Raw genomic sequence first — 24,492 nt, forward strand, 5'->3', positions numbered from 1 at the left:
TCACGATCCCGGCAGGAGCGAAAGGCGGCACCATGGGCAAGCTCTCCCTCACCCAGTTCGTGACCATCGACGGCGTCTACCAGGCGCCCGGCGGACCCGAGGAGGACCCCAGCGGCGGCTTCGAACACGGCGGCTGGTCCGTCCCGTACGGCGACGAGGACTTCGGCGCCTTCATCGACGAGGTCTTCGCCCGCCCCGCCGCCTTCCTGCTCGGCCGCCGTACCTACGAGATCTTCGCGAGCTACTGGCCGAAGCAGACCGACCCCGCCGACCCCGTCGCCTCGAAGCTCAACTCGCTCCCCAAGTACGTGGCCTCCACCACCCTCAAGGCGGCCGACTGGGCCGGCACCACCGTCCTCGGCGGCGACGCCGTCCAGGAGGTCGCGGCCCTCAAGGACCGCGTCGACGGCGAACTGCAGATGCACGGCAGCGGCGGCCTCGCCAAGTCCCTCCTCGCCGCCGACCTCATCGACACGATCCACCTGCTCGTCTTCCCCGTCGTCCTCGGCACGGGCCGCAACCTCTTCGAGGGCGCCTCGCCCACCGCCTTCCGCAACGTCGGGGCCAGGACCACGGGCTCGGGCGTCCGCATCACCACGTACGAGCCGGCGGGCCGCCCCGAGTACGGCAGCTACGTCTAGGCGAAACATGTAGGCGCCACCCGTCCTTCCGGGTACGGTGATCGTCCCGCGTGCGAGCCGCCGAAGTCTCCACCCCGTACGACGTGTTGGAGCAGGCCCACGATGTCCTCGATCGCCGCCTCCGTACCCTTCCGCGCCCCGCGCCGCGCCTGGCTCACCGACCTTCCGGTCCTCCTCGTCGCCGTGGTCTGGGGCGCCAGCTATCTCGCGGCCAAGGGGATCACCACCACGCACACCGTCGTCGCCGTGCTCGTCCTGCGGTTCGCCGTCGTCCTGCCCGCCCTCGCCGTCGCCGGACGGCGGGGCCTGCGGGCGCTGAACCCGGCCCAGTGGCGGGGCGCGGGCCTCCTCGGCCTGATTCTCAGCGGGATCTTCCTCCTGGAGACCTACGGCGTCGTCCACACCTCCGCCACCAACGCCGGCCTGATCATCAGCCTCACCATGATCCTCACGCCGCTCGCCGAGGCCGCCGTCACCAGAACCAGTCCGCCCCGCGCCTTCCTGGCCGCCGCCGCGCTCTCCGTCGCAGGCGTGGTGCTCCTGACACAGGGCGGCGACTTCACCGCTCCGTCCCTCGGCGATCTGCTGATGCTCCTCGCCGCGCTCGCCCGGACCGTGCACGTCCTGGCGATGTCCCGGATCAGGTCCGTCCGGAGCGCCGACGCGCTCTCGCTCACCACCGTCCAACTCGGCTCCGCCGTCGCCGTCTTCGCCCTGCTCGCCACGCTCCCCGGCACCGGTGCGTCCCCCTGGTCCGTGGCGCTCGACTTCGGTCCGCGGGAATGGGCCGGCCTGCTCTTCCTCTCCGTCTTCTGCACGCTCTTCGCCTTCTTCGTACAGATGTGGGCCGTCCGCCGCACTTCGCCGTCCCGGGTCAGCCTTCTGCTCGGTACCGAACCGCTGTGGGCCGCCGCCGCGGGCATCGCCATCGCCGGTGACCGCCCCGGCGCCCTCGGCATCGCGGGCGGCATCCTGGTTCTGGCGGGAACGAGTTGGGGCCGTCGTGCGGCCGACGAGAGCACCCGGTAGGTTCTCGCCCCATGCGTTCACTGCCCTATGACATCGACTTCCGGACCCGCGCCCGACGCACCCAGGGGTGGGGACTCGGGCTGCTGGCCCTCGCCGGACTGATGTGGATCTGGTTCGCGGTGCTCCTCTTCACGCCGTACTCGCCCGAGGAGTCCAGCCGCGAGTGCCTGTCCCGCTTCAGCAGCGAGAACCTCCACAACGGATCCAGCAGCTGTGTGGCGGAACGCGACTGGCCCGAGCTGCTCGCCGTACTAGGCGGATCGATCCCGTTCGCGGTGATCGGCGGCGTCCTCTACACCAGCGGCTCCGTCTCCCACCGGATGGCCGAGCACCTCGCCGAGGTCACCCGCCTCAACGAGGCCGCCCGCTGACCCTCGTCACGTGCGGCGGCTCGTGTCCGCGACCATCACGATCACGAAGCCGACCACCGCGATCACGACGTTCGCGAACAGCGCCCTGTCCTCAAGGAACCACACGTTCTCCGTCAGGGCCCGGGTGAACCCCATGAACGGGAACCAGCCCGTCAGCTCGCGCCCCACCCCCGCGATGCCGCCGACCAGCACCACACCGCCCACGAACTCCAGAATCCTCTTCATGGGACCGATCATGGTTCCGGGCGCCCGCCGCCCGCGTCGGTCCACGGAACAGAGCCGGTGCTACCAAAGTCTCGGGCCGCGCGACTTTGGTAGCTTCCGGCCCTCCGCGACCGGCCGCGCGCCCCTGACGTGCGTACGTTGGTCCGTATGACACGTACGGACCCCCACGCCTGGCTGCTGCCCTCGGCCATGGCCGACCCCACGGCCTCCGGTGGGCCCGGACGCAGGCCGCGGCGGACCGTACGGGACTGGGGCGTCGACAGCCTTCTCTTCCTCTGCGCCGTCTTCTTCGGACTCCTCGCCGCCGAGGCCGGCGACCAGTACAACAGCGAGGCGGTCGCCTTCGCCGACCAGCTCGTCGGCGCCGCCGCCTGCTGCGCCCTCTGGCTCCGCCGCCGGTGGCCCGTCGGTCTGGCCGTCGCTCTCTCCCTCCTCAGCGTCGTCGCGCCCGTCGCCGGCGGCGCGTTCCTCGTGAGCCTGTTCAGCGTCGCCGTCCGCCGGCCCTTCCGGGAGATCGCCTGGATCGGCGCGCTGGCCGCCGCCTGCTCCGTGGCCCAGGTCTTCGTACGGCCCGACCCCAGCACCGGTGCCGTCCTCGGGATCGCCATCGGCCTCATCCTGATCCTGCTCATGACCGCCTGGGGCATGCTCGTACGCTCCCGGCGCCAGCTCGTCGAGGCCCTGCGCGAGCGCGCCCGGCGCGCCGAGGCCGAGGCGGAGCTGCGCGCCGAGCAGGCACAGCGTCTCGCCCGCGAGGCCATCGCGCGCGAGATGCACGACGTCCTCGCCCACCGCCTCACCCTGCTCAGCGTGCACGCCGGAGCCCTGGAGTTCCGCCCCGACGCCCCGCCCGAGCAGGTCGCGCGTGCCGCGGGCGTCATCCGCGACAGTGCTCACGAGGCGCTCCAGGACCTCCGGCAGATCATCGGCGTCCTGCGCACTCCCGGCGAAGGCGCGGACGGCGACCGGCCCCAGCCCACGCTGGTCACCCTCGACGCGCTCGTCGCCGAATCCCGCGAGGCCGGGGCGAAGGTCGTCCTCGACTCCACGATCGACGATCCGGACCAGGTTCCCGCCGCCACCGGCCGCACCGTCTACCGCATCGCCCAGGAGGGCCTCACCAACGCCCGCAAGCACGCCCCGGGCGCCGAGGTCACCCTCACCGTGCGCGGCCGTCCCGGCGACGGGCTGACCGTCGAGGTCCGCAACCCGGCGCCCACCGGCCCCGTCCCGCAGGTCCCCGGCTCCGGCCAGGGCCTCATCGGCCTCACCGAGCGCGCCACTCTCGCGGGCGGGCGTCTGGACCACGGTCCGGCCCCCGACGGCGGGTTCGCCGTCCACGCCTGGCTACCGTGGCCCTCATGACCATCCGGCTGCTCATCGTCGACGACGACCCACTGGTCCGCGCGGGCCTCACCCTCATGCTCGGCGGCGCCGACGACATCGACATCGTGGGGGAGGGCACCGACGGGCGGGACGTCCCCGAACTCGTCGCCCGCCTCGCCCCGGACGTCGTTCTCATGGACATCCGGATGCCGCACGTCGACGGCCTCACCGCCACCGAACTCCTGCGGACCCGCCCCGAAGCCCCCGAGGTCATCGTCCTCACCACCTTCCATGCCGACGAACAGGTCGTACGCGCCCTGCGGGCCGGCGCGGCCGGCTTCGTCCTCAAGGACACCCCTCCCGCCGAGATCGTCACCGCCGTGCGCCGCGTCGCGTCCGGTGACCCCGTGCTCTCCCCGGCCGTCACCCGACGGCTGATGAACCAGGTCGCGGAGCGGCCGAAGCACTCCCGGAGCGCGACCGCCGCGGGCCGGATCGCCGAACTCGCCCAGCGTGAACGCGAGGTCGCCGTCGCCGTCGGCCATGGCCGGTCCAACGCCGAGATCGCAGCCGCGCTGTACATGAGCGTCCCGACGGTCAAGACCCACGTCTCGCGGATTCTCGCCAAACTCGACCTCAACAACCGTGTCCAGATCGCCCTCCTGGTCCACGACGCGGGGCTCCTCGACGACGGGGAGGCGTAGGGCACGGGGGCCCGCCTAGGCTGAGGCGATGTCCACCATCGAACTGGGGGAGTGGGGAGCGGACTTCACCGCGAATCCGTATCCCTACTACACGAAGCTCCGCGAGAGCGGTCCCGTCCACCACGTCCGTATGCCCGACGGCTGGGAGTTCTGGCTCGTCGTCGGCCACGAGGAGGGGCGAGCGGCCCTCGCCGACCCCCGCCTGGTGAAGTCGCCCTCCATCGTCGGCGTCACCCCGGTCGACGAGGAGGTCATCGGCCCCAACCTGCTCGCCGTCGACGCACCGGACCACACCCGGCTGCGCAAGCTCGTGACCCGGGAGTTCACCGGCCGTCGGGTGGAGGCGCTGCGCCCCCGCGTCCAGGAGCTCGCCGACGAGCTGGCCGACGCGATGGCGCCGGCCGGCCGGGCCGACCTCGTGGACTCCTTCGCGTTCCCGCTGCCCATCACCGTCGTCTGCGAGCTCCTCGGCGTCCCGGCGGCCGACCGCGACTCGTTCCGCCGCTGGTCGAACGAGCTGGTCGCGCCGACCGGGGGGACGCCCGAGCGGGAGGTCGTCGAGGGCTTCGGCGCCTACCTCGACGAGCTCATCGAGGACAAGCGCGCCTCGCGGCCCACGGACGACCTGCTCTCCGCCCTGATCACCACCCGCGCCGAGGACGGCGACGCGCTGTCCCTCCCCGAACTGCGGGGAATGGCCTACCTGTTGCTCATCGCGGGACACGAGACCACCGTCGGTCTGATCACCAACACCATCCGGGCCCTGTTCGCCCACCCCGACCAGCTCGCCGACCTTCGTGCCGACTTCGGGCTGATCGACGGGGCGATCGAGGAGGGGCTGCGCTACGACGGGCCGGTGGAGTCCTCCACCTTCCGGATCGCCAAGGAGGCGACCACCGTGGGGGACACCGCCATCCCGGCGTTCTCACCCGTCTTCGTCTCCCTCGCGGCCGCGGACCGCGACCCGAAGCGCTTCCCCGAACCGGACCGCTTCGACATCCGCCGCGAACCGCGCGGCCATCTGGCCTTCGGGCACGGTCTCCACTACTGTCTCGGCGCGCCGCTCGCCTGCCTTGAGGGAACCATCGCGATCCGGACACTCCTGGAGCGATTCCCGCGGCTGGAACTCGACCCCGAGGGCGCCCCCTGGGAGTGGATGCCCGGCCTCCTCGTCCGCGGTGTCCGCCGCCTTCCCGTCCGGTGGTGACCCGATGACCGATCCTTCGCTCCAGCTCGACCTCGACTTCGCGCGGAAGGTCGCCCGCGCGAGCGTGGTCCACGCGGGGCGGCGACAGGCGGTGGTGCGGTGCGATCTGCTGACCGTGGGCGAGGAGGGCGCCGAGGCGCTGTGCGCGATGGCCCAGGGGACGGTGTTCTCCGCGACCGGCTGACGGCCGCCGAAGCCCGCTCCGACCCCTGGCGTCGGGGTGGGCCGGGGGGCCCGGGCCCTGCGAGCCCGCACGACGACCGGGCGGGCCCCGCCGGGCGGGCTCTAGTTCGGCATCTCGTCCAGCGCCACCGGCCGGTGTTCCCGCCGGGAGCGCTCGCACGCCTCTGCGATCCGGAGCGCCTCAAGCGCCTCCCGGCCGTCGCAGGGGTTGGCCGCCTCGCCGCGCACCAGCCGTACGAACGCGTCCAGCTCGGCCTCGTACGCGGGGGCGAACCGGTCGAGGAACCCGGGCCACGGCTTGACCGGGGCGGGCGGCCCCGCGGCCTCCACCGAGGTGAGTGGGGTCCGGTCGTCAAGCCCCACCGTGATCTGGTCCCGCTCGCCCGCCAGCTCCATCCGCACGTCGTAACCCGCGCCGTTGCACCGGGTCGCCGTGGCCGTCGCCAGCGTGCCGTCGTCCAGGGTGAGCAGCGCGGCAGCCGTGTCGACGTCGCCGGCCGCGCGGAACATCGCCGGACCGGCGTCCGAACCGGTGGCGTACACCTCGACGACCTCGCGCCCGGTCACCCAGCGCAGTATGTCGAAGTCGTGCACCAGGCAGTCCCGGTAGAGGCCACCGGAGAGCGGCAGATACGCGGCGGGCGGCGGGGCCGGGTCCGAGGTCGCCGCCCGTACGGTGTGCAGCCGCCCGAGGCGCCCGGACCGTACGGCCTCACGGGCCGCCGCGTACCCGGCGTCGAAGCGGCGCATGAACCCGAGCTGGAGCTCCGTGCCCGCGGACTCGACCGCCCGCAGCGCGCCGAGCGTGCCCGGCACGTCCAGGGCGATGGGCTTCTCGCAGAAGGCCGGGAGCCCGGCGTCGGCCGCGCGGACGATCAGCTCCGCGTGGGCGGCGGTGGCGGAGGTGATGACGACGGCGTCGAGCGCGTGGTCAAGGAGCGCGTCGACGGTGGGCGCCACGGTGGCGCCGAGCGCCCCGCCGACCCGGGCCGCCCGGGTGGCGTCCGCGTCCGCCACGACCAGCGACTCGACCTCCGGGTGGCGGGCGAGCACACCCGCGTGGAAGGCCCCGATACGACCCGTTCCGATCAGTCCGATACGCATGGCCCCAAGGTGGTGCCGGACGGTCACCCTGTCAAGGATTTGTCAGGACAATCGGACTTCACCACTTCCTGTCATCATCTCCTGGGGCTACGCTCCCGTGCGTGTCCAAGCCGTCGTCGTCCGCCGCCTCGCCGCCCCTCTCCGTGGACCGCACCAGTCCGGTCCCGCTCTACTACCAGCTCGCCCGGCAGCTGGAAGCGGCCATCGAGAACGGGGCCCTGGCCCCAGGCAGCCTGCTCGGCAACGAGATCGACCTCGCCACCCGGCTCGGTCTGTCCCGGCCCACGGTCCGGCAGGCCATCCAGTCCCTGGTCGACAAAGGCCTCCTGGTCCGCCGGCGGGGGGTCGGCACACAGGTCGTGCACAGCCAGGTCCGGCGCCCGCTGGAACTCAGCAGTCTCTACGACGACCTGGAGGCCGCGGGCCAGCGCCCCGCCACCCGCGTCCTCGTCGACCGCGTCGAACCCGCCGCCGCCCGGGTCGCCGCCGCCCTCGGCGTACCGGAGGGCAGCGAGGTGCGCTACGTGGAGCGGCTGCGTACGGCGCACGACGAGCCCATCGCGTACCTGCGCAACCACCTCCCGGCAGGGCTGCTCGGCCTGGACGCCGACAGTCTGGCGACGACCGGCCTCTACCGGCTGATGCGCGGCGCCGGTATCACTCTGCACAGTGCCCGGCAGACCGTCGGCGCCCGCTCCGCCACGGCCGCCGAGGCGGAGCTGCTCGCCGAGAGGGAGGGAGCGCCGCTGCTCACGATGGAACGCACCACCTTCGACGACACGGGGCGGGCCGTCGAGTTCGGCTCCCACCTCTACCGGGCCTCGCGGTACTCCTTCGAGTTCCAGCTGCTGGTCCGCCCCTGACCCACTGACGTCCGCGCGATCCCCATGACCGATACTGCAATGCACGCAGAAGGACACAAAGGAGGGCACGGCCTCGTGACCAGGCTTCGGACAGGAGGGGTACGCGCCGCAGTCGGCGCCGTGCTCGCGGTGGCGCTCACCGCCGCACTCGCGGGATGCAGCAGCACCGGCGGGAAGCGCGCGGAGGACGCCCGCAAGGCGGCAGCGGCCCAGGGGAAGGCGGCCGTGAACACCCCCCGGTGGACCTTCGCCATGGTGACCCACTCGGGAGACGGCGACACCTTCTGGGACATCGTCCAGAACGGCGCCGAGCAGGCCGCGGTCAAGGACAACATCAACTTCCTCTACGCCCACAGCGACGAGGCGCAGCAGCAGGCCCAGCTCATCGACTCGTACATCGCCAAGGACGTCGACGGACTCATCGTCACCCTCGCGAAGCCCGACGCGATGAGGGCCGCCGTCGAGAAGGCCGTCAAGGCCGGCATCCCGGTGATCACGGTCAACTCCGGCTCCGCGCAGTCCAGGGCCTTCGGCGCGCTCACGCACATCGGCCAGGACGAGACCGTCGCCGGCGAGGCCGTCGGCGAGGAACTCGACAGACGCGGGAAGAAGAAGGCCCTGTGCGTCCTGCACGAGCAGGGCAACGTCGGCCACGAGCAGCGCTGCGCGGGAGCGAAGAAGACGTTCGGCGGCGAGCTGCAGAACCTGTACGTCGACGGCACCAACATGCCCGACGTCCAGGCCTCCATCGAGGCCAAGCTCCAGTCCGACCCGGCCATCGACTCCGTCGTCACCCTCGGCGCGCCCTTCGCCGACGCCGCCGTCCAGGCGAAGAAGACCGCGGGCTCCGAGGCCGAGGTCGACACCTTCGACCTCAACGCCAAGGTCGCCTCCGCGCTCTCCGCCGGCGCCCTCGGCTTCGCCGTGGACCAGCAGCCCTACCTCCAGGGGTACGAGGCCGTCGACCTGCTCTGGCTGTACAAGTACAACGCCGACGTCCTCGGCGGCGGCAAGCCGGTCCTGACCGGCCCCCAGATCATCACCGAGGACGACGCCGAGGCGCTGAAGGACTACACGGAGCGGGGCACCCGGTGAGCGCGACCGCCCCCGCGGGGGACGGCCTCGACCACGTCGACGAGCGGCTGCTGCGCACCTCCCCGCTGAGGAAGCTCCTGGCCCGCCCCGAGCTCGGCTCCGTCGTCGGCGCCGCGGCCGTCTTCGTCTTCTTCTCGCTGGTCGCCGAGGGCTTTCTGCGCGCCTCCAGCCTCGGCACGGTCCTCTACGCGGCCTCCACCATCGGCATCATGGCGGTGCCCGTCGCGCTGCTGATGATCGGCGGCGAGTTCGACCTCTCGGCCGGCGTGATGGTCACCACCTCGGCGCTGATCTCGTCGATGGTCAGCTACCAGATGACCGCCAACGTCTGGGTGGGCGTCGGCGTGTCACTGCTGGTCACGCTCGCCGTCGGCGTCTTCAACGGCGTCATGCTGACGCGTACGAGGCTGCCGAGCTTCATCATCACCCTCGGCACGTTCCTCATGCTGACCGGCCTGAACCTCGGCTTCACCAAGCTGATCAGCGGCACCGTCTCCACCAAGTCGATCGCCGACATGGAGGGCTTCCCCTCCGCCAAAAAGCTCTTCGCCTCCCAGCTGACCGTCGGCGGCGTCGACCTCAAGGTCACCATCCTGTGGTGGATCGGCCTGGTCGCGGTCGCCACCTGGATCCTGCTGCGCACCCGCTTCGGCAACTGGATCTTCGCCGTCGGCGGCGGCGCCGACGCGGCCCGCGCGGTCGGCGTCCCGGTCGTCAGGACCAAGATCGGCCTCTATATGGGCGTGGCCTTCTGCGCCTGGATCTCCGGCCAGCACCTGCTCTTCTCCTTCGACGTCGTCCAGTCCGGCGAGGGCGTCGGGAACGAGCTGATCTACATCATCGCGGCCGTCATCGGCGGCTGTCTGATCACCGGCGGCTACGGCTCCGCCATCGGCTCGGCGGTCGGCGCGCTCATCTTCGGCATGACCAGCAAGGGCATCGTCTACGCGGAGTGGAACCCGGACTGGTTCAAGTTCTTCCTGGGAGCGATGCTCCTCCTCGCGACCCTGCTGAACGCCTGGATCCGCCGGCGTGTGGAGGCAACCAAGTGACCACCCCCGAGACCCCCGCCCCGACCCAGCCCCAGGCCCCCGGCTCCGCTCTCGTCGAGCTCGACGACGTCAGCAAGTACTACGGCAACATCCGCGCCCTCGAAGGGGTCTCCCTGGAGGTCCACGCGGGTGAGATCACCTGCGTCCTCGGCGACAACGGAGCCGGCAAGTCCACGCTCATCAAGATCATCGCCGGACTGCACCGGCACGACGCCGGAACCTTCCGCATCGAGGGCGAGGAGGTCTCCCTCGCCAACCCGCGCCAGGCGCTGGACCTCGGCATCGCCACCGTCTACCAGGACCTGGCTGTCGTCCCCCTCATGCCGGTCTGGCGGAACTTCTTCCTCGGCTCCGAGCCCACCAAGGGCGCGGGCCCCTTCAAGCGCCTCGACGTCGAGCTGATGCGCGAGACCACCCGCACCGAGCTGCTGCGCATGGGCATCGACCTGCGCGACGTCGACCAGCCCATCGGCACCCTCTCCGGCGGTGAGCGCCAGTGCGTGGCCATCGCCCGTGCCGTGTACTTCGGCGCCAGGGTCCTCGTCCTGGACGAGCCGACCGCCGCCCTCGGCGTCAAACAGTCCGGAGTGGTCCTGAAATATGTGGCCGCGGCCCGTGACCAGGGCCTCGGAGTGGTCCTCATCACCCACAACCCGCACCACGCCTACCTTGTCGGCGACCGTTTCGTCCTGCTCAAGCGCGGGGTCATGGCGGGCAGCCACACCAAGGGTTCGGTCACCCTGGACGAGCTGACCCGACAGATGGCGGGCGGCAGCGAGCTGGAGGACCTGCGCCACGAACTGGAGCGCCCCACCCCTTCGTAACGGCCCCCCGACACCGCACCTGGCAGAATCGAGCCGATGAGTACCTACCGCGACTTCGCCAGCCGGGGCTCCGCACGGGCCACGGTGCTGCGGACCGTCGGCACCCGGGAGCGGCGCTCCCACCTGACCGCGCCCCGGGTACCGACCGTCGGCATCGACATCGGCGGTACGAAGGTGATGGCCGGGGTCGTCGACGCGGACGGCACGATCCTGGAGAAGCTCCGGACCGAGACGCCGGACAAGTCCAAGAGCCCCAAGGTCGTCGAGGACACCATCGTCGAACTGGTCCTGGACCTCTCCGACCGGCACGACGTGCACGCCGTCGGCATCGGCGCGGCCGGCTGGGTCGACGCCGACCGCGCCACCGTCCTCTTCGCCCCGCACCTCGCCTGGCGCAACGAGCCGCTGCGGGACTCGCTGCAGTCCCGGCTCGCCGTCCCCGTCATGGTCGACAACGACGCCAACACGGCGGCCTGGGCCGAGTGGCGCTTCGGCGCCGGACGCGGCGAGGACCACCTCGTCATGATCACGCTCGGCACCGGCATCGGCGGCGCGATCCTGGAAGGCGGGCAGGTCAAGCGCGGCAAGTACGGGGTGGCCGGCGAGTTCGGCCATATGCAGGTCGTACCCGGCGGACACCGCTGTCCCTGCGGCAACCGCGGCTGCTGGGAGCAGTACAGCTCCGGCAACGCCCTGGTCCGCGAGGCCCGCGAACTGGCCGCCGCCGACTCCCCGGTCGCGTACAACATCATCGAGCGGGTCAAGGGCAACGTCCCGGAGATCACCGGCCCGCTCATCACCGAGCTCGCCCGCGAGGGCGACGCCATGTGCGTCGAGCTTCTCCAGGACATCGGCCAGTGGCTCGGCGTCGGCATCGCCAACCTCGCCGCCGCCCTCGACCCCTCCTGCTTCGTCATCGGCGGGGGCGTCAGCGCCGCCGACGACCTGCTGATCGGCCCGGCCCGGGACGCCTTCCGACGTCATCTCACCGGCCGCGGCTACCGCCCCGAGGCCCGGATCGCCAAGGCCGAACTCGGCCCCGAGGCCGGCATGGTCGGCGCCGCCGACCTCGCCCGGCTCGTCGCCCGCCGCTTCCGCCGCGCCAACCGGCGCCGGGTCGAGCGCTACGAACGGTACGAGCGCTACGCGCAGGCCCTGCGCAACGGAACCGTGCCACGCACCTCCTCCCGCACCACCCAGGATCCGCCCTCATGACCGTCCCCTCCCCGACCACCTCTCCCGAACAGAGCACCAGGATGCCGGAGGACCGGCGCCACATGATCCGCCGCCGCTGGCTGACGGCGATCATCATCGTGCTGCTCGTCGGCATCCCCGCCGGATACCTCGTGATCTCCGCCGGGCAGAGCCGCGACAGCGGCCGCGACAAGGAGCGCGAGTCCTCCGCCACCGGCCTGCGTGAGAACTGGCCCTCGCTGATGAAGCGCCGCATCTTCGAGGTCCCGATCCCGCAGGGCAGCACGGGCGTCGCCTACTACGAGACCAGCAACTGGAAGACGAGCCGGCTGTACGTCCAGTTCACGACGAGCGCGGGACGGCTCGACGCCTTCCTGAACGAGATCGGCTCCAGCCGCTCCGAGCTGGACCCGGGCGAGGTGACCGTCAGCGAACGCGACGCCGACATCGTCGGCTGGGACTTCTCCGGGGACGGAACCTGGTCGGGCACGACCGTCAGCCGGGACAAGCCGCGCCCCCACGAAGCCGTCACCGTCGACCTCAGCGATCCCGCGGCGCCCACGGTGTACGTGGTGTCCACCACGACCCCCTGACCGCACGGGGCGCCCGCGCGGTCAGGGGTACCGCAGACGCACAGGCCGGCCCGACGGGAGTCCCGTCGGGCCGGCGCCGTGCGGGGCGACGTCAGCAGGCGTCGACCCACTCGTGCGACGAGACGTTGTCGTTCACGAGTTGGCCCTTGCCCGCACCCGGGCCGAAGAACCTCAGGCCGGAGAGGGCGAGGTCGGGAATGGAGTGGCTCTGGTGGAGGCAGACCCACGAGCCGCTCCAGTTCAGGCCGTAGTACAGCTTGACGTCCTCACCGCGGCCGGGGAACCCGTTGTTCCAGACGTCCGAGACCTTGTTGCGGCAGCCGGCCCAGTTGGCGTTGTTCGCGTTCCACCTGCAGTGGAAGCCGCCCGCGTGGGGGTGCTCCCAGGCGTAGAGGAACCCGTCCGGGGCGGGCACGGCGGCCGGAGCCGCCGCCGCGACCGGGGCGGCCTCCGGTACGGAGGCACGGGCGTCGGCGCCCGGGGCGGCCAGCAGGGTGAGGGCCCCGACGGTGAGTGCCGTCGCGAGGGCACGCGTGATGCGCATGGTGTCTTCTCCTTCTTCGGTGGTGGCCGGGTGCCGGCCGTGGTCGTGCCGCCGTTCGCGGCACGGCCTTGGGGGCCGCCGGATGCCGTCGGGCACACGGCGGGGTAGAGGGGGCGGGACGGTCAGTCCCGCGGGTCGGCGCCCAGGACCCGGCGGGCCCGGGGCAGCGCGGCGGCCCGTAGCCGCTCCCGCACCTCGACGTCCGTGCGGTACGCGTGGGCCAGGAGCCTGCCGTGGTGGTCGTCGAGACGCCGGGACGTGCGGCCCAGCGCCGACTCCCCGGCGCACCGCGCCTCCGCGAGCGCGAGGCCCACCTCGTGCTCCCTGGACAGCGGCCGTGCGGTCGAGAGCGCGGCGGCGCGGGCGGCAGCGGGCGTGGCGTAGTCGTGCCCGGCGCGCCGCATGCACTGCCGCCACGGGCCGAGCCGCTCCAGATAGGCCGGGTCGGCCAGGACACGACTCCGGCGCATCTGTTCCAGGGCGCCCACCCGGGTCGAGGCGCGGAACCAGGCACCGACGTCTCCGTACAGCCGCTGCTGCGCCTCCGCGACGCAGCCTCGGTCGCTGCGCCGCACGGTCCCGCCGCCCGGGAGGCGCACGGTCAGCCCGTCCGGCGAGTCGCCGTTGGCGGCGACCAGTGCCTCGGCCTTGCGCTCCGCCGACAGGCCGGCGAAGTAGGCGCGGTTCGGATCGTTCCTGACGAGCGCCGCCCGCTCACGGCGCAGCTCGGCGCCGTAGCCGTGCCGTCGGGCCCAGCCCGCGTCGTCGAGGACGTACGCGAAGGCCTTGATCCCCGGATCCTCGTCGAGCGGGAAGACCTGGTACGTGAACCCGTGCCGGCGCATGCAGTCGCGCAGCAGCCGTTGCTCGGCGTCGTGCAGCAGCCGGTCGGCCTCCGTGGCCTGGCGGCCCGGACGTGCGGGGGACGCCCGTTCACCTGCGGTCGGTCCGTCGGCGCCGGTCAGCAGCGTGGTGGCGAGCACGACCGCGGCGCCGGTGACCGCCAGGGTGGTGGTGAGAAGGGAGCGACGGGCAGAGCTGTTCCGGGGCATGGGGGATCTCCTGCGGAGGTCGGGGAGGCGGGGCGTGACGGTGCCGCGTCGAGAGATCGGCCGCTCGGTGCGGGGGCTCGGGACGGGGCACGACGGGGGGAGTACGTCCGGGCCGGGGGCGCTGTCGTCGAGCGGTGCCGCGGCCGGACAACCGAAGTCTGTGGCGGTCGGGAAGAGGCGCGCAACCGTGTCCCGGGCGATTCGGCGAAGTCGGGATCCCCACCCCGCTGACCTGCGAGAACGTTCCCGTCCCGGGACACGTGCGAGCCCGGGACGGGACCGGCGCCGCGTCCGCGGGCACTCTCGCGCAACGCGGCGGCGAGCGGGTCGTTCTCGTGGTGTGTGTCACCGACGACGTCGTTCGCGCAGGCGGTACGACCAGAGCCGAGGGAGCGGAACCGTGCACCACCGCAGTAGCCGAGAGGGCGGACTCCTCCGCCCCGTACACACCCTGATCGGGCGGGGGGTCGTCACGGCCGTGGCCCTGGGCGCGGCAGCCTGCCTCGCCGCGCTGCCGGCCGGAGCCGCGACGTCCTCTCCCTCGGTGTCACAGGCGTCCCCGGCGTCCGCGGCGCCGTTGACACCCGTCCTCGATCAGGACTTCGCCGATCCGGACGTCATGAAGGTCGGCGGCGTCTACCACGCCTACGCCACCAACGCCCACGGCAGGAACGTCCAGCACGCCACCTCCACCGACCTCGTCCACTGGAAGGTCGACGAGACCGACGTCCTGCCCGTGGTCGGCGCGTGGGTCACGCTCGATCCGCCCAACCACGTCTGGGCGCCGGAGGTCTTCGACAACGGTGACGGGTTCACGCTCCAGTACACGGCCCGCGACCGGGCCGGCGGCCGTCAGTGCATCGGCGCCGCCGTGTCGTCCTCACCCGACGGGCCGTTCCGGCCGGTCGGAGACGGCCCCCTGGTCTGCACGCCCGAGGAGGGCGGGGCGATCGACGCGTCGAGCCACACCGAGAACGGCACGCGCTACCTGCTCTGGAAGAGCGACGGGAACTGCTGCGGCAAGGACACCTGGCTCCACATCCAGCCCGTCTCCTGGGACGGCACCCGCGTCACCGGAGAGCCGGTACGTCTCGTCAAGCAGGACCGGCCCTGGGAGGGCGGCCTCGTCGAGGCGCCCACTCTCGTGGAACGGGACGGCCGCTACGTACTCCTGTACTCGGCCGGCGACTATCGCACCGACGCGTACGCGACCGGCTGGGCGACGGCCGACGACCTCACAGGGCCGTATGTGAAGGGCGACGTGCCGCTGATGACGACGCAGACCTTCTCGGGCGCGGTCGCCGGACCGGGCGGGCAGGACGTGGTGACCGGCCCCGACGGCAAGGACCGGATCCTGTTCCACGGCTGGGCCGCCGACCGCGCACGACGCGTGCTGTACGTCGCCGACCTGCGGTTCGAGGACGGCCGGCCGGTCGTGAAGTGATCCGGCTCAGGCCCACTTCTGACGTGCGGTCCGGTCGCAGGGCAGTACGCGTACGCCCCCCGCGCCGTCGTCCAGGCAGTGCCGCGTGGTGGCGTTCCGGACCTCGACCGCCTCGTCGCCCCGCGCGGTCACGGCCCACCGCTGGGACGCGGACGGGCCGCAGGCCACGGTCCGCAGACCGCCGGGGTGGTGGTCCAGGCACTCTCCCGTCGCGTGGTTCCTGAGCTGCACGCTGCCGTCCGCCGCCGTGCGGACGGTCCAGCGCTGGTACGACATCCCGTTGCACGCGTAGGTACGGGTGCCCATGTCGAGGCTGTCGTCGAGGCAGGTCCCCGTGGCGCGGTTCACGAAGATCCGCGGGAGGCCCGGCGCGGGGGAGGTGGTGGACGCGGCGGACGCGCCGTGCGCGGGCGGCGGCGCGTCGTCGCCGGGTGTCTGGTGCCGTGACTGGACGAGCGCCGTACTCGCGACCCCGATCACCAGGCCGAGCACGGTCCAGGCGAGGGCCCAGACCGTGCGCCTGCTCCGTGCGGAGGGTCGGCGGCGTGGAGCCGGGGCCTCGGCCGGGGCCCCGTCCGGGGCAGCAGTCGGGGCACTGTCCGGGGCGGCGGTCGGGGCGGCGGTCGGCGTCTGCGGGGCGTTGCCCTGGACCGGTCTACGCTGGCTCCGGTCGGCTGCCTCCCACAGGTGCCGGTACTCGGCAGGGTCGGCGTCGAGCGCCTTGCACAGGTCTCGGACGGTCGCCCACGGGGGAACGGTGGTGCCGCGGAAGTACCGGGACAGCGACGAGTCGCTGATCCGCACGCTCGTCTCGAGGGAGCGCAGCGTGCATCCGGAGCGCCGCTGGAGTTCGCGCAGCGCCCTGCCCAACGCGCGGGCGGGTTCCTCGTCGCCAGGCCGGTCGGCAGCCAATCGCGGCGCCCTTCTCTTCCGGTCCGCACAGGTGGTGCAGGGGTGTTCCAGCAGGTCAGAACCCTAGGGCGCGGCGGATCTTGGTGGCAATCAGGACCACTCTCCCGAATGACTCCAGAGCCGCCGGATTGACGCTCGCGACCTGCTCTGCCCGCCGGCCCGTTCTGCCCGCCGTGGCTACGGGGCGGGGGAGGAACCCCGCTCCGTGACGGTGACGGCCGAGGCGGCGCAGACACCGGCGGCGACGTGCACGGCAGCGCGTGCTGCCTTTGTGGACAGCCCCGGCCTGTCCGTCCTGTGGCGCACGACCGAACCCCCGGGCAAGCACGACCTGCTGACGGCCGGCCCGCCCGACGGCGCCTGGCCGGTGCCCGCTCCCTTGCCTGGGGGCTGACCGCGTCAGCCGGCCCGTGAGCCGGAGACCGCATGACGCTCTTCTGCGTCGGCGTCGGCGTCGGGCGGCGCGAGTTCCGCGCCGAAGACCTCGGCGGACCGCTCCCGCCGGATGTCGTCCAGGGTGCGGGACTGTTCTTCGGCACGGGTGAGGAGCCTGTCGAGCTGCGCGCCGTCGAGACCGGAACCGGTCTCCGCCTCCGCGAGCGCGCGCAGAGCCCGCCAGCACGCCGCCTTGCCCTCGACGCCGATGAGCATCGCCTCAAGCTCCAGCACGTCGCTGAGCGGGGAGCGGGAGAGCAGTCTGCCGTTCAGCTTGAGCCGACCCGCCTTCTCCCCGATCCGGCCCACGATCTCGCGCAGCGGCCTCACGGGAACGTCGAGGTCGTGCATGATGCGGCGCAGGCTCCGCTGGTCCTCCTCGATCTGGCGGGCCAAGGCGTCCAGTACCGGCCCCGATCCCGCACGGCGCTGACGGTCGGCGATGCGGTGGATCAGCCGTACGCCCGCGGCCGAGCCTGTGAGGTGATCGTTCAAGTACACGGTCAGGAGAGGTCCCGACAGGGTCTCGGGCTTGTCGCGCATCGCACTGCCTCCGTTCCGGTCCCTTCACGCGCTTCGTGCCCCAGCGACTCTCCGCTTCCGGGAGGACGAAACAGACGCGGTCCCCCGTACGGCCGAGTTTGCGGACGCCGGGAGGGGACAGGCGCGATGAGCAGCGCCCGGACCCGTTCGAGAGAGGCGATCATGACCGCGTTCACCACGATCACAGCGACACCCGCTCTCGCATCGGCAGGATCCAACGCCGTGCTCTTCGCCATCGTCCTCGGAGCGGTGGTCGTCGCACTTCTCATCGGCGCGTTCTGGTGGGGCAGCCGTCGCGTCGCGCGCCGGCGCCGACCGGGCGGCGACCCCACCCGGGCACACACCACAACCGCCCGCGACGACTCATGGACCACCCCCGACGCCGATCCGGACCTCGGCGACTCCCGCCGCTGACGTCCGCCCGCGGCGGTTCCGGCCGGCCGCCGTGCCCGGTGGGCTTCCCCCCTCCGGGTAGGGACGGTGAGGAAAGCCCTCGGTCCCGAGTGTGTCGCCGTGGCGGAAGCCCGGCGGATGAGATCGTGCCGTGGTGCGAGGACCCCAGGACCGCCGAGCCCGACTTCTGGTCCAGGACGCTGCAGAACTGGCAGTCCGAACTGCTGGCGGTCGCCGCGATGGTGATCCTGTCCGTCTACCTCCGCCGGCGCGGATCCCCGGAATCCAAGCCGGTCGGCGCCGCGCACACCTCCACCGGCGTCGAGGGCTGACGGCAGGTCGCCCTCCTATCGGCGGTGGTAGAGCTCCAGGGCGCGGCTGGAGACGCCGGCCCCGTCCTGCTCCAGAGGGAGGAAGTGGTCCAGCTGCCAGGCCTGGGTCCGGCCGGCCTGGCCGTTGGTGGTGGTCACCCAGGGCGGGTAGACGCGGAAGGCCCGCTTCCCGCCGGAACCGTCGACCGATACGACACCGCGCCTGCGGAGCACGTCCTTCGGAAACACGAACTGGCCGAAGTGGTTCCCGTCGCGGCAGCTGATGACGAAGAGGTCGACGGCGTCCGCGATGTCGAAGGGCTGGATGGGCCCGCCGGGAGACCTCTTCCATACGGTGACGAACTGGCCGACCTTGGTGGGGGTCGTCCTGGCGGCGCGGAACCGTACGGAGAGCCCGTCGAGGGTGAAGGTGTGGGCGGCGTATTCGACACTCTCGGGTTCGGGAACCGGCTGCGAGCAGGTGAACCCGCAAGGGTCGTAGACGAGTTCCTTCGCCGCCAGGAGATCACCGTGTGTCGTGGCCGTGTCCGACCACGGGTCGGACGAGTGCGCGTGGTTCGCCGTCATTCGTCCACCCTGTCACAGGGCTGGTGGGGAGCTTCGGCGCGGGGCCAGTTCCTGCCGGCGGTCACCTCGCGTGCGAGGCGGCGCCACTCGTCCTCCCCACCCGGCAGGGGCCAGGCCCAGGTGGGCTGGGCGGCCGTGTCCAGGGCGTGGAAGCGGCGGACGAGCTCCGGCCCGGCGGTGGCGGCGCCGTCGGGGACGGTGGGGCCGTGGACGGCGCGGAGTCCGGCGAAGCGTTCCAGTTCGTACGCGTAGGAGTCCACGGCCTCGTCGATCCGCCCCGCCCGGTCCTCGCGCGGCACCGTGCGGTGCAGCTGGAGCAGTGGGGGCTCGACGGACTCGGCGATCGCCGCGGCGAGCCTCGCGTGACCGTCCAGGACCAGATGACAGTCCAGACCGCTGACCCACCACAGCAGGACGGGCGGGAGCGTCTCCGCACGGACCTGCTTGCGGTACGCCTTGACCCGGCTGTCGTCGGCATCCGGCATCGGCCGCAGCGGAAGGACCTCCCAGGAACCGGAGTGGACGTACCAGTCGATGTACCCGTCGGGATGGCCCTCGACGAGCATCGAGCCCCAGGGGTCGGCGTGCGAGGTGCCGGGGTGGCGCCACCGCCGGAGCGGGCTCTCGGGCGTGAGCAGCCATCGGCCCTCGTGCAGCGGGCTGTCCGGCGCGTCGACGAGGTACCGCGCGAAGCGATGGGCCCACCGCTCCGGGCTGCCCGCCATCGCGCGCCCCGCATCGGCCCGAAGCGGCGGTACGCAGGAGCGGTACGCGTCGGTCCGCCAGAAGTCCACGCCCTGGAGGTGCTCGTCCACATCGGCGAGCAGCACGGTCCGCGCCTCCTGCGAGACCACCAGCCGCGACCCGGCAGTGCGCACACCCAGCCCCGGCCGCTGACGCCCCCGCACATCGAGGGTCAGCCCCACCCACGTACCGTCGTCCCGCGTGACATCGCTGCGCTGCATGACAAGAGCGTAGACACCCGGCACGGACCGACATGAAGGCGAACCCCCGCCGCCGTCCCCGGCGCGGCGCCGGCCGCGGAGTCCGAGCGGGTCCCGAGCGCGAAACCCGGCCAGTCCGCCTCATCTCGACTCGACTGGTCTGACCACTAGACCATCTGTCCGGCGACCCTTAGGGTCTCCGCATGCCTCTGCAACCAGTCAGTCGACGGTCGGTTCCTGACGAAGTGTTCGACCAGCTCTTCGGGGAACTCGTGAGCGGCGGCCTCGCTCCTGGCGAGAGCCTTCCCAGCGAGCGGCGCCTCGCGGAAGTCCTCGGCGTCTCACGCCCCGCGGTACGGGAGGCCCTGCAGCGACTCGCTCATGCCGGGCTGGTCGAAGTCCGTCAGGGTGACGCCACCACCGTGCGGGACATCCGCAGAGCGGGCGGCCTCGATCTGCTGCCCCGCCTCCTGTTCGCCGGCGGCGAGATCGACCTCGGGGTCGCCCGCAGCGTCCTGGAGGCACGGCTCCATGTGGGCCCGAAGATCGCCGAACTCGCGGCACGACGCAACGGCCCGGAACTCGCCGTCCCGCTCCGCGCCGCCGTCCGGGCGCTCGAGGACGACACCGATCCCGTGAACAGGCAACGGCTTGCCCTGACCTTCTGGGAGCACGTCACGGACGCGGCCGAGTCCGTGACCTTCCGCCTCATGTTCAACAGCCTCCGCGCCGCATACGAGCCCGCCCTGGACGCCCTGGCCCACGTCATGGCCGCGGAGGTGGACCGGACCGACGCGTACGCCGTCCTCGCCGAGGCGATCGTCCAGGGCGACGCGACGGCCGCCCGCACCCGTGCGGAGGACCTGCTCGGCCCGGCCACCACAGCCCTGATCGACGTCATCGATCTGCTCGAGGAGAGCCATGAACCTGCGTAGGGCGATCAGGCGTGTACGGGAGTCCGCCGACAGGGCCTCAGATGAGGTCGCCCAGGCCCGCGTTCGGGCGGACGAGGCCGCACAGTCGGTGCCGCGCCGGACCGACGTCACGCTGGGAGGCGTGTTCCGGGCCTTCTGGCACTACCCCTCGCCATGGATGATCAGCGGCGCCCTGGTGACCGTGCTCGCCTGCCGGATCATTCTGGGCGACTGGCGCGTCACAGACGCGTACGCCCCCGTGATCCTGCTCCTGCTCTTTCCCCTCCTGGAGTGGCTGATCCACGTGTTCGTGCTGCACTGGCGGCCGAGGAGGGTCGCCGGTGTCGTGCTCGACACGCTCCTGGCGAGGAAACACCGCGAGCACCATGTCGACCCACGTGACGTCCCGCTGGTCTTCATACCCTGGAGGGCGCTCATCCGGGTCATCGTCGGTTACAACGCCGTTGCCCTCGTCGCCTTCCCGCGACTGGGCCAGGCCCTGACGTTCATGCTGACCGTGGCGGTGACGGGGCTGGTCTACGAGTGGACGCACTACCTGATCCACAGTGACTACCGGCCTCGGAGCAGGGCCTACAAGGCGGTCTGGCGCAACCACCGGCTGCACCATTACAAGAACGAGCACTACTGGTTCACCGTCACCACGACCGCCACCGCGGACCGGCTCCTGGGGACCTTTCCCGACCCGGCCACCGTGCGGACCTCCCCGACCGCCAAGAACCTGCACGGCGCGGCCTGACGCACCGGTCAACCTCCCGGAGGCGCACCGCCCGTGGCGCTCGGCGTCGAGAGGCCCGGCCTTGGGGCGGGAGCCGTCAGGTCCGACCCGGCGCCGTGCGATCTCGATCGGGATGAGAGGGTCTGGCGGGTGAGTGAGACACCGACGAACACCCTGCAATACCGCATCGACGGCCCCGACGACGCCCCCGTGCTGGTGATCGGACCCTCCCTCGGCACCACCTGGCACATGTGGGACCGGCAGATACCCGAGCTCACCCGGCAGTGGCGCATCGTCCGGTTCGACCTGCCGGGGCACGGCGGGGCACCCGCCCGGCCGTTCACCTCGGTCGCCGAACTCGGCGACCGCCTGCTGACCACCCTCGACGACCTGGGCGTGCAGCGCTTCGGCTACGTGGGCTGCTCCATCGGCGGCGCCGTCGGCCTGGACCTCGCGTTGCGGGCGCCGCACCGGGTCGCCTCCCTCGCCCTGGTCGCCGCCTCGCCCCGGTTCGGCAGCGCCGACGAGTTCCGCCAGCGCGGAGTGATCGTCCGCACCCACGGCCTCGAACCCATGGCCCGTACGGCACCCGAGCAGTGGTTCACCCCCGCCTTCCGCGCCGCGCAGCCGGCGATCGTCGAGTGGGCCGTACAGATGGTCCGCACCACCGACCCCGGCTGCTACGTCGGCGCCTGCGAGGCGCTCGCCGTCTTCGACGTACGGGAAGCCCTCGGCCGGATCGGTGTCCCCGCGCTCGTGCTCGTCGGCTCCGACGACCAGGTCACCGGGCCCGCCGAGGCGCGCACCCTGGTCGCCGGGATCGCCGACGCCCGGCTCGCCGTCGTCCCCGGTGCCTCCCACCTCGCCCCGGTCGAGCAGCCCGCCGCCGTCACGGAGTTGCTCACCGGCCACTTCGCCGGTGTCGTGCACGACACCCAGAGCGCCGTGCCCGCCCTGGCGATGCCGCCCGTCTCCGCCCCCGTCCAGCCCGTCGCCGGGATCTCACCCGCCGAGCCGGCGGGCGAGCCCGTGGACGTCGCGCGGACCGACCCGTACGACCAGGGCCTCAAGCTCCGCCGCGAGATCCTCGGCGACGCCCACGTGGACGAGGCGCTGACCGACGAGTACGGCGCCGACTTCCAGGCCCTCGTCACCCGGTACGCCTGGGGTGAGGTGTGGAGCCGGGAAGTCCTCGACCGCCGCACGCGCAGCTGTGTCACCCTCACCGCGCTGATCGCCGACGGCCACCTGGACGCCCTCGCCGATCACACCAGGGCCGCCCTGCGCAACGGGCTGACGCCGGACGAGCTCCGCGAGGTCGTGCTGCAGACCGCCGTCTACTGTGGGCTGCCCGCCGCGGAGAGCGCCCTGCGCGTCGTCGGCAGGGTGATCAAGGAGGAGACGACGCCCCGGGCGTAGGCTGACCGGGCCGGTACGGCCCGTCGTGAGGTGGAGTCCTGTGAAGCTGACGAAGATGTCCCACGCCTGCATCCGACTGGAGAAGGACGGGCGGACGCTCGTCATCGACCCGGGCGCCTTCAGCGAACAGGACTCCGCCGTCGGCGCCGACGTCCTGCTCGTCACCCACGAGCACCCGGACCACTTCGCCGAGGACCGGCTGCGGGCCGGTCTGGAGTCCAACCCGGCGGCCGAGATCTGGACGCTGCGGAGCGTCGCGGAGAAGCTCTCGGCCGCCTTCCCCGGCCGCGTCCACACCGTCGGCCACGGCGACGCCTTCACCGCGGCCGGTTTCGACGTCCAGGTCCACGGCGAGTTGCACGCCGTGATCCACCCCGACATCCCCCGGATCACCAATGTCGGCTACCTCGTGGACGGCGCCGTCTTCCACCCGGGCGACGCGCTCACCGTCCCCGAGCACCCGGTGGACACGCTGATGCTCCCGGTGATGGCCCCCTGGAACAAGATCGCCGAGGTCATCGACTACGTACGGGAGGTCAAGCCGCGCCGTGCCTTCGACGTCCACGACGCCCTGCTCACGGACCTCGCCCGGCCCATCTACGACCGGCAGATCGGCGAGCTCGGCGGCACGGACCACGGCCGCCTGGCCCCGGGCGACTCCACCCAACTGTGATCCACCGGCGGCGTGCGCGGGGCGCGGGACCGGTGAGTGTCACACCCCGCCGTTAGGCTTGCGCACATGCGCATCGCGACCTGGAACGTCAATTCGATCACCGCCCGCCTGCCTCGACTCCTGGCCTGGCTGGAGGGCACCGGCACGGACGTGCTGTGCGTCCAGGAGACCAAGTGCACCGTCGAGCAGTTCCCCGCCGACGCGCTGCGCGAACTCGGGTACGAATCGGCGGTCAACGCCACCGGCCGCTGGAACGGCGTCGCGCTGATCTCGAAGGTCGGCCTGGAGGACGTCGTCACCGGGCTGGCCGGCGGCCCCGACTACGAGACGCTGCAGGAGCCCCGGGCCATCTCCGCGACCTGCGGCCCGGTCCGCGTCTGGTCGGTGTACGTGCCGAACGGTCGCGAGGTCGCCCACGAGCACTACGCGTACAAGCTCCGCTGGCTGGAGGCGCTGCGGGCGGCCGTCGCCGAGGACGCGGCGGGCGAGCGGCCCTTCGCCGTCCTCGGCGACTACAACATCGCGCCGACCGACGACGACGTCTGGGACCGGGCGGCCTTCGAGGGCCTCACGCACGTCACCGAACCGGAGCGGGCCGCCCTGACCGGCCTCCGCGAGGCAGGCCTCACGGACGTGGTGCCGCGTCCCCTCAAGTACGACCACCCCTTCACGTACTGGGACTACCGCCAGCTCTGCTTCCCGAAGAACCGGGGCATGCGCATCGACCTGGTGTACGGCAACAAGCCCTTCGCCGACGCGGTCAAGGACAGCTACGTCGACCGCGAGGAGCGCAAGGGCAAGGGCGCGTCCGACCACGCCCCGGTCGTCGTGGACCTGGACGTCTAGGGCCTGCCTCCCTGAGGGCGGTCAGCCGCTTGCCCGGACGAGATTCCGGCGGCGTGCCGTGCGGCCTGGCGGTACCCACGGCTGCCCACACGGGAATTCCTGAAGACGCGCTCGGCCGCCCGGGCATGGTGGGTTGCCGGAGCCACCGACATTGATGCTGATACTCAGGTCCCGGTGGTCGTGGCTCTGCCACTGACTGACGCCCTGCTGGGCTGTCTTCCCGCTGTTCTGTCCGGCCGCCGGGACCTGTTCTCATGGCTCCGGCCGGGCGGAACATGACCTGATAGGAGCTTGGTCAGAAGCCCCCTCAATGTCCTGTCTGCGCCA

General features: G+C 72.2%; 27 protein-coding genes and 2 pseudogenes. 21 read left to right on the forward strand and 8 right to left on the reverse strand.

Annotation, left to right across the window (positions count from 1 at the left end; genetic code table 11):
- Positions 1–32: 32 nt before the first annotated feature.
- From ACFUJR_RS12315 to ACFUJR_RS12325, 3 genes are all read left to right on the forward strand, one after another.
- The gene (locus ACFUJR_RS12315; protein WP_383167706.1) at positions 33–641 is read left to right on the forward strand and encodes a dihydrofolate reductase family protein; all 609 of its coding nucleotides are present in this window, start codon (positions 33–35) and stop codon (positions 639–641) included.
- Between the two features lie 102 nt (positions 642–743).
- On the forward strand, positions 744–1,670 hold the full coding sequence (locus tag ACFUJR_RS12320) for a DMT family transporter (protein ID WP_383167708.1): 927 nt from the start codon (positions 744–746) through the stop codon (positions 1,668–1,670).
- Positions 1,671–1,681: 11 nt separating this feature from the next.
- Positions 1,682–2,041, forward strand: coding sequence for a hypothetical protein (locus ACFUJR_RS12325; protein ID WP_383167711.1), 360 nt, complete (start codon positions 1,682–1,684; stop codon positions 2,039–2,041).
- A 6-nt stretch (positions 2,042–2,047) separates the two neighbouring features.
- Here ACFUJR_RS12325 and ACFUJR_RS12330 read toward each other — a convergent pair whose 3' ends face one another.
- Positions 2,048–2,266 (reverse strand): hypothetical protein, encoded by a 219-nt coding sequence (locus tag ACFUJR_RS12330; protein ID WP_383167714.1) that lies wholly within the window; start codon positions 2,264–2,266, stop codon positions 2,048–2,050.
- 147 nt (positions 2,267–2,413) lie between these two features.
- Between ACFUJR_RS12330 and ACFUJR_RS12335 the strand changes: the two genes are divergently transcribed.
- The 4 genes and pseudogenes from ACFUJR_RS12335 to ACFUJR_RS12350 form a co-directional block, all read left to right on the forward strand.
- Positions 2,414–3,631, forward strand: coding sequence for a sensor histidine kinase (locus ACFUJR_RS12335; RefSeq protein WP_383167717.1), 1,218 nt, complete (start codon positions 2,414–2,416; stop codon positions 3,629–3,631).
- Complete coding sequence (locus ACFUJR_RS12340; protein WP_383167720.1) at positions 3,628–4,296, forward strand: response regulator; 669 nt, start codon at positions 3,628–3,630, stop codon at positions 4,294–4,296. Before ACFUJR_RS12335 ends, ACFUJR_RS12340 begins: the two co-directional genes overlap by 4 nt.
- A gap of 28 nt (positions 4,297–4,324) precedes the next feature.
- The gene (locus ACFUJR_RS12345; protein ID WP_383167723.1) at positions 4,325–5,503 is read left to right on the forward strand and encodes a cytochrome P450; all 1,179 of its coding nucleotides are present in this window, start codon (positions 4,325–4,327) and stop codon (positions 5,501–5,503) included.
- A gap of 52 nt (positions 5,504–5,555) precedes the next feature.
- A pseudogene (locus ACFUJR_RS12350) lies at positions 5,556–5,687 on the forward strand (thioesterase); the annotation flags it as partial.
- A gap of 101 nt (positions 5,688–5,788) precedes the next feature.
- Here ACFUJR_RS12350 and ACFUJR_RS12355 read toward each other — a convergent pair.
- Positions 5,789–6,790 (reverse strand): Gfo/Idh/MocA family oxidoreductase, encoded by a 1,002-nt coding sequence (locus ACFUJR_RS12355; RefSeq protein ID WP_383167726.1) that lies wholly within the window; start codon positions 6,788–6,790, stop codon positions 5,789–5,791.
- A gap of 143 nt (positions 6,791–6,933) precedes the next feature.
- Here ACFUJR_RS12355 and ACFUJR_RS12360 point away from each other — a divergent pair, with 143 nt between their 5' ends.
- The 6 genes from ACFUJR_RS12360 to ACFUJR_RS12385 all read left to right on the forward strand — a co-directional run bounded on the left by ACFUJR_RS12360 (position 6,934) and on the right by ACFUJR_RS12385 (position 12,411).
- Entirely contained in the window at positions 6,934–7,653 is a 720-nt protein-coding gene (locus ACFUJR_RS12360; RefSeq protein ID WP_383167787.1) for a GntR family transcriptional regulator, read from the forward strand.
- Between the two features lie 75 nt (positions 7,654–7,728).
- Complete coding sequence (locus tag ACFUJR_RS12365) at positions 7,729–8,748, forward strand: sugar ABC transporter substrate-binding protein (protein ID WP_383167729.1); 1,020 nt, start codon at positions 7,729–7,731, stop codon at positions 8,746–8,748.
- Complete coding sequence (locus tag ACFUJR_RS12370) at positions 8,745–9,800, forward strand: ABC transporter permease (RefSeq protein WP_383167733.1); 1,056 nt, start codon at positions 8,745–8,747, stop codon at positions 9,798–9,800. Before ACFUJR_RS12365 ends, ACFUJR_RS12370 begins: the two co-directional genes overlap by 4 nt.
- The gene (locus ACFUJR_RS12375) at positions 9,797–10,624 is read left to right on the forward strand and encodes an ATP-binding cassette domain-containing protein (protein WP_383167736.1); all 828 of its coding nucleotides are present in this window, start codon (positions 9,797–9,799) and stop codon (positions 10,622–10,624) included. Before ACFUJR_RS12370 ends, ACFUJR_RS12375 begins: the two co-directional genes overlap by 4 nt.
- Before the next feature lie 36 nt (positions 10,625–10,660).
- On the forward strand, positions 10,661–11,839 hold the full coding sequence (locus ACFUJR_RS12380; RefSeq protein ID WP_383167739.1) for an ROK family glucokinase: 1,179 nt from the start codon (positions 10,661–10,663) through the stop codon (positions 11,837–11,839).
- Entirely contained in the window at positions 11,836–12,411 is a 576-nt protein-coding gene (locus tag ACFUJR_RS12385; protein ID WP_383167743.1) for a hypothetical protein, read from the forward strand. The genes ACFUJR_RS12380 and ACFUJR_RS12385 overlap by 4 nt, the downstream gene beginning before the upstream one ends.
- Before the next feature lie 91 nt (positions 12,412–12,502).
- Here ACFUJR_RS12385 and ACFUJR_RS12390 read toward each other — a convergent pair whose 3' ends face one another.
- Both ACFUJR_RS12390 and ACFUJR_RS12395 read right to left on the reverse strand, forming a co-directional pair.
- The gene (locus tag ACFUJR_RS12390) at positions 12,503–12,955 is read right to left on the reverse strand and encodes a peptidase inhibitor family I36 protein (RefSeq protein WP_383167745.1); all 453 of its coding nucleotides are present in this window, start codon (positions 12,953–12,955) and stop codon (positions 12,503–12,505) included.
- A 122-nt stretch (positions 12,956–13,077) separates the two neighbouring features.
- Positions 13,078–14,007: a hypothetical protein gene (locus ACFUJR_RS12395; RefSeq protein ID WP_383167748.1), complete on the reverse strand. Its 930-nt coding sequence runs from the start codon at positions 14,005–14,007 to the stop codon at positions 13,078–13,080.
- Between the two features lie 400 nt (positions 14,008–14,407).
- On the opposite strand from ACFUJR_RS12395, the gene ACFUJR_RS12400 reads away from it, so the two are divergent.
- Positions 14,408–15,451, forward strand: a complete 1,044-nt coding sequence (locus ACFUJR_RS12400; protein ID WP_383167751.1) for a glycoside hydrolase family 43 protein — start codon at positions 14,408–14,410, stop codon at positions 15,449–15,451.
- 6 nt (positions 15,452–15,457) lie between these two features.
- Here ACFUJR_RS12400 and ACFUJR_RS12405 read toward each other — a convergent pair whose 3' ends face one another.
- Both ACFUJR_RS12405 and ACFUJR_RS12410 read right to left on the reverse strand, forming a co-directional pair.
- A complete protein-coding gene (locus ACFUJR_RS12405) occupies positions 15,458–16,363 on the reverse strand; it encodes an RICIN domain-containing protein (RefSeq protein ID WP_383167754.1) in 906 nt (301 codons plus the stop codon).
- Positions 16,364–16,762: 399 nt separating this feature from the next.
- Positions 16,763–17,341 carry a hypothetical protein gene (locus ACFUJR_RS12410; RefSeq protein ID WP_383167757.1) on the reverse strand — a complete coding sequence of 193 codons (579 nt, stop codon included), beginning with the start codon at positions 17,339–17,341 and terminating at the stop codon, positions 16,763–16,765.
- A 126-nt stretch (positions 17,342–17,467) separates the two neighbouring features.
- Between ACFUJR_RS12410 and ACFUJR_RS12415 the strand changes: the two genes are divergently transcribed.
- Together ACFUJR_RS12415 and ACFUJR_RS12420 are read left to right on the forward strand one after the other, a co-directional pair.
- The gene (locus tag ACFUJR_RS12415) at positions 17,468–17,755 is read left to right on the forward strand and encodes a DUF6479 family protein (protein ID WP_383167760.1); all 288 of its coding nucleotides are present in this window, start codon (positions 17,468–17,470) and stop codon (positions 17,753–17,755) included.
- A gap of 161 nt (positions 17,756–17,916) precedes the next feature.
- A pseudogene (locus tag ACFUJR_RS12420) lies at positions 17,917–18,066 on the forward strand (DUF6766 family protein); the annotation flags it as partial.
- Positions 18,067–18,081: 15 nt separating this feature from the next.
- Here ACFUJR_RS12420 and ACFUJR_RS12425 read toward each other — a convergent pair.
- Positions 18,082–18,633: a MepB family protein gene (locus tag ACFUJR_RS12425; RefSeq protein ID WP_383167763.1), complete on the reverse strand. Its 552-nt coding sequence runs from the start codon at positions 18,631–18,633 to the stop codon at positions 18,082–18,084.
- Positions 18,630–19,598: a hypothetical protein gene (locus ACFUJR_RS12430; RefSeq protein ID WP_383167766.1), complete on the reverse strand. Its 969-nt coding sequence runs from the start codon at positions 19,596–19,598 to the stop codon at positions 18,630–18,632. Before ACFUJR_RS12430 ends, ACFUJR_RS12425 begins: the two co-directional genes overlap by 4 nt.
- A gap of 182 nt (positions 19,599–19,780) precedes the next feature.
- On the opposite strand from ACFUJR_RS12430, the gene ACFUJR_RS12435 reads away from it, so the two are divergent.
- The 5 genes from ACFUJR_RS12435 to ACFUJR_RS12455 all read left to right on the forward strand — a co-directional run bounded on the left by ACFUJR_RS12435 (position 19,781) and on the right by ACFUJR_RS12455 (position 24,165).
- Positions 19,781–20,512: a FadR/GntR family transcriptional regulator gene (locus tag ACFUJR_RS12435; RefSeq protein ID WP_383167769.1), complete on the forward strand. Its 732-nt coding sequence runs from the start codon at positions 19,781–19,783 to the stop codon at positions 20,510–20,512.
- Positions 20,499–21,248, forward strand: a complete 750-nt coding sequence (locus ACFUJR_RS12440; protein ID WP_383167772.1) for a sterol desaturase family protein — start codon at positions 20,499–20,501, stop codon at positions 21,246–21,248. Before ACFUJR_RS12435 ends, ACFUJR_RS12440 begins: the two co-directional genes overlap by 14 nt.
- Before the next feature lie 129 nt (positions 21,249–21,377).
- Positions 21,378–22,646, forward strand: coding sequence for an alpha/beta fold hydrolase (locus ACFUJR_RS12445; RefSeq protein WP_383167774.1), 1,269 nt, complete (start codon positions 21,378–21,380; stop codon positions 22,644–22,646).
- A gap of 40 nt (positions 22,647–22,686) precedes the next feature.
- On the forward strand, positions 22,687–23,319 hold the full coding sequence (locus tag ACFUJR_RS12450) for an MBL fold metallo-hydrolase (RefSeq protein ID WP_383167777.1): 633 nt from the start codon (positions 22,687–22,689) through the stop codon (positions 23,317–23,319).
- A gap of 66 nt (positions 23,320–23,385) precedes the next feature.
- A complete protein-coding gene (locus ACFUJR_RS12455; RefSeq protein WP_383167780.1) occupies positions 23,386–24,165 on the forward strand; it encodes an exodeoxyribonuclease III in 780 nt (259 codons plus the stop codon).
- The last annotated feature ends 327 nt before the right edge of the window (positions 24,166–24,492 follow it).

It is taken from the genome of Streptomyces sp. NPDC057271, from assembly GCF_042668715.1.
In the GTDB taxonomy this organism is placed as follows: domain Bacteria; phylum Actinomycetota; class Actinomycetes; order Streptomycetales; family Streptomycetaceae; genus Streptomyces.

Excerpts from the sequence above, each read along its gene's own strand:
- ACFUJR_RS12315 (WP_383167706.1), top strand. The coding sequence starts at position 33 with ATGGGCAAGCTCTCCCTCACCCAGTTCGTGACCATCGACGGCGTCTAC.
- ACFUJR_RS12320 (WP_383167708.1), top strand. The coding sequence starts at position 744 with ATGTCCTCGATCGCCGCCTCCGTACCCTTCCGCGCCCCGCGCCGCGCC.
- ACFUJR_RS12325 (WP_383167711.1), top strand. The coding sequence starts at position 1,682 with ATGCGTTCACTGCCCTATGACATCGACTTCCGGACCCGCGCCCGACGC.
- ACFUJR_RS12330 (WP_383167714.1), bottom strand. The coding sequence starts at position 2,266 with ATGAAGAGGATTCTGGAGTTCGTGGGCGGTGTGGTGCTGGTCGGCGGC.
- ACFUJR_RS12335 (WP_383167717.1), top strand. The coding sequence starts at position 2,414 with ATGACACGTACGGACCCCCACGCCTGGCTGCTGCCCTCGGCCATGGCC.
- ACFUJR_RS12340 (WP_383167720.1), top strand. The coding sequence starts at position 3,628 with ATGACCATCCGGCTGCTCATCGTCGACGACGACCCACTGGTCCGCGCG.
- ACFUJR_RS12345 (WP_383167723.1), top strand. The coding sequence starts at position 4,325 with ATGTCCACCATCGAACTGGGGGAGTGGGGAGCGGACTTCACCGCGAAT.
- ACFUJR_RS12355 (WP_383167726.1), bottom strand. The coding sequence starts at position 6,790 with ATGCGTATCGGACTGATCGGAACGGGTCGTATCGGGGCCTTCCACGCG.
- ACFUJR_RS12380 (WP_383167739.1), top strand. The coding sequence starts at position 10,661 with ATGAGTACCTACCGCGACTTCGCCAGCCGGGGCTCCGCACGGGCCACG.
- ACFUJR_RS12385 (WP_383167743.1), top strand. The coding sequence starts at position 11,836 with ATGACCGTCCCCTCCCCGACCACCTCTCCCGAACAGAGCACCAGGATG.
- ACFUJR_RS12390 (WP_383167745.1), bottom strand. The coding sequence starts at position 12,955 with ATGCGCATCACGCGTGCCCTCGCGACGGCACTCACCGTCGGGGCCCTC.
- ACFUJR_RS12395 (WP_383167748.1), bottom strand. The coding sequence starts at position 14,007 with ATGCCCCGGAACAGCTCTGCCCGTCGCTCCCTTCTCACCACCACCCTG.
- ACFUJR_RS12410 (WP_383167757.1), bottom strand. The coding sequence starts at position 17,341 with ATGCGCGACAAGCCCGAGACCCTGTCGGGACCTCTCCTGACCGTGTAC.
- ACFUJR_RS12415 (WP_383167760.1), top strand. The coding sequence starts at position 17,468 with ATGAGCAGCGCCCGGACCCGTTCGAGAGAGGCGATCATGACCGCGTTC.
- ACFUJR_RS12425 (WP_383167763.1), bottom strand. The coding sequence starts at position 18,633 with ATGACGGCGAACCACGCGCACTCGTCCGACCCGTGGTCGGACACGGCC.
- ACFUJR_RS12430 (WP_383167766.1), bottom strand. The coding sequence starts at position 19,598 with ATGCAGCGCAGCGATGTCACGCGGGACGACGGTACGTGGGTGGGGCTG.
- ACFUJR_RS12435 (WP_383167769.1), top strand. The coding sequence starts at position 19,781 with ATGCCTCTGCAACCAGTCAGTCGACGGTCGGTTCCTGACGAAGTGTTC.
- ACFUJR_RS12440 (WP_383167772.1), top strand. The coding sequence starts at position 20,499 with ATGAACCTGCGTAGGGCGATCAGGCGTGTACGGGAGTCCGCCGACAGG.
- ACFUJR_RS12455 (WP_383167780.1), top strand. The coding sequence starts at position 23,386 with ATGCGCATCGCGACCTGGAACGTCAATTCGATCACCGCCCGCCTGCCT.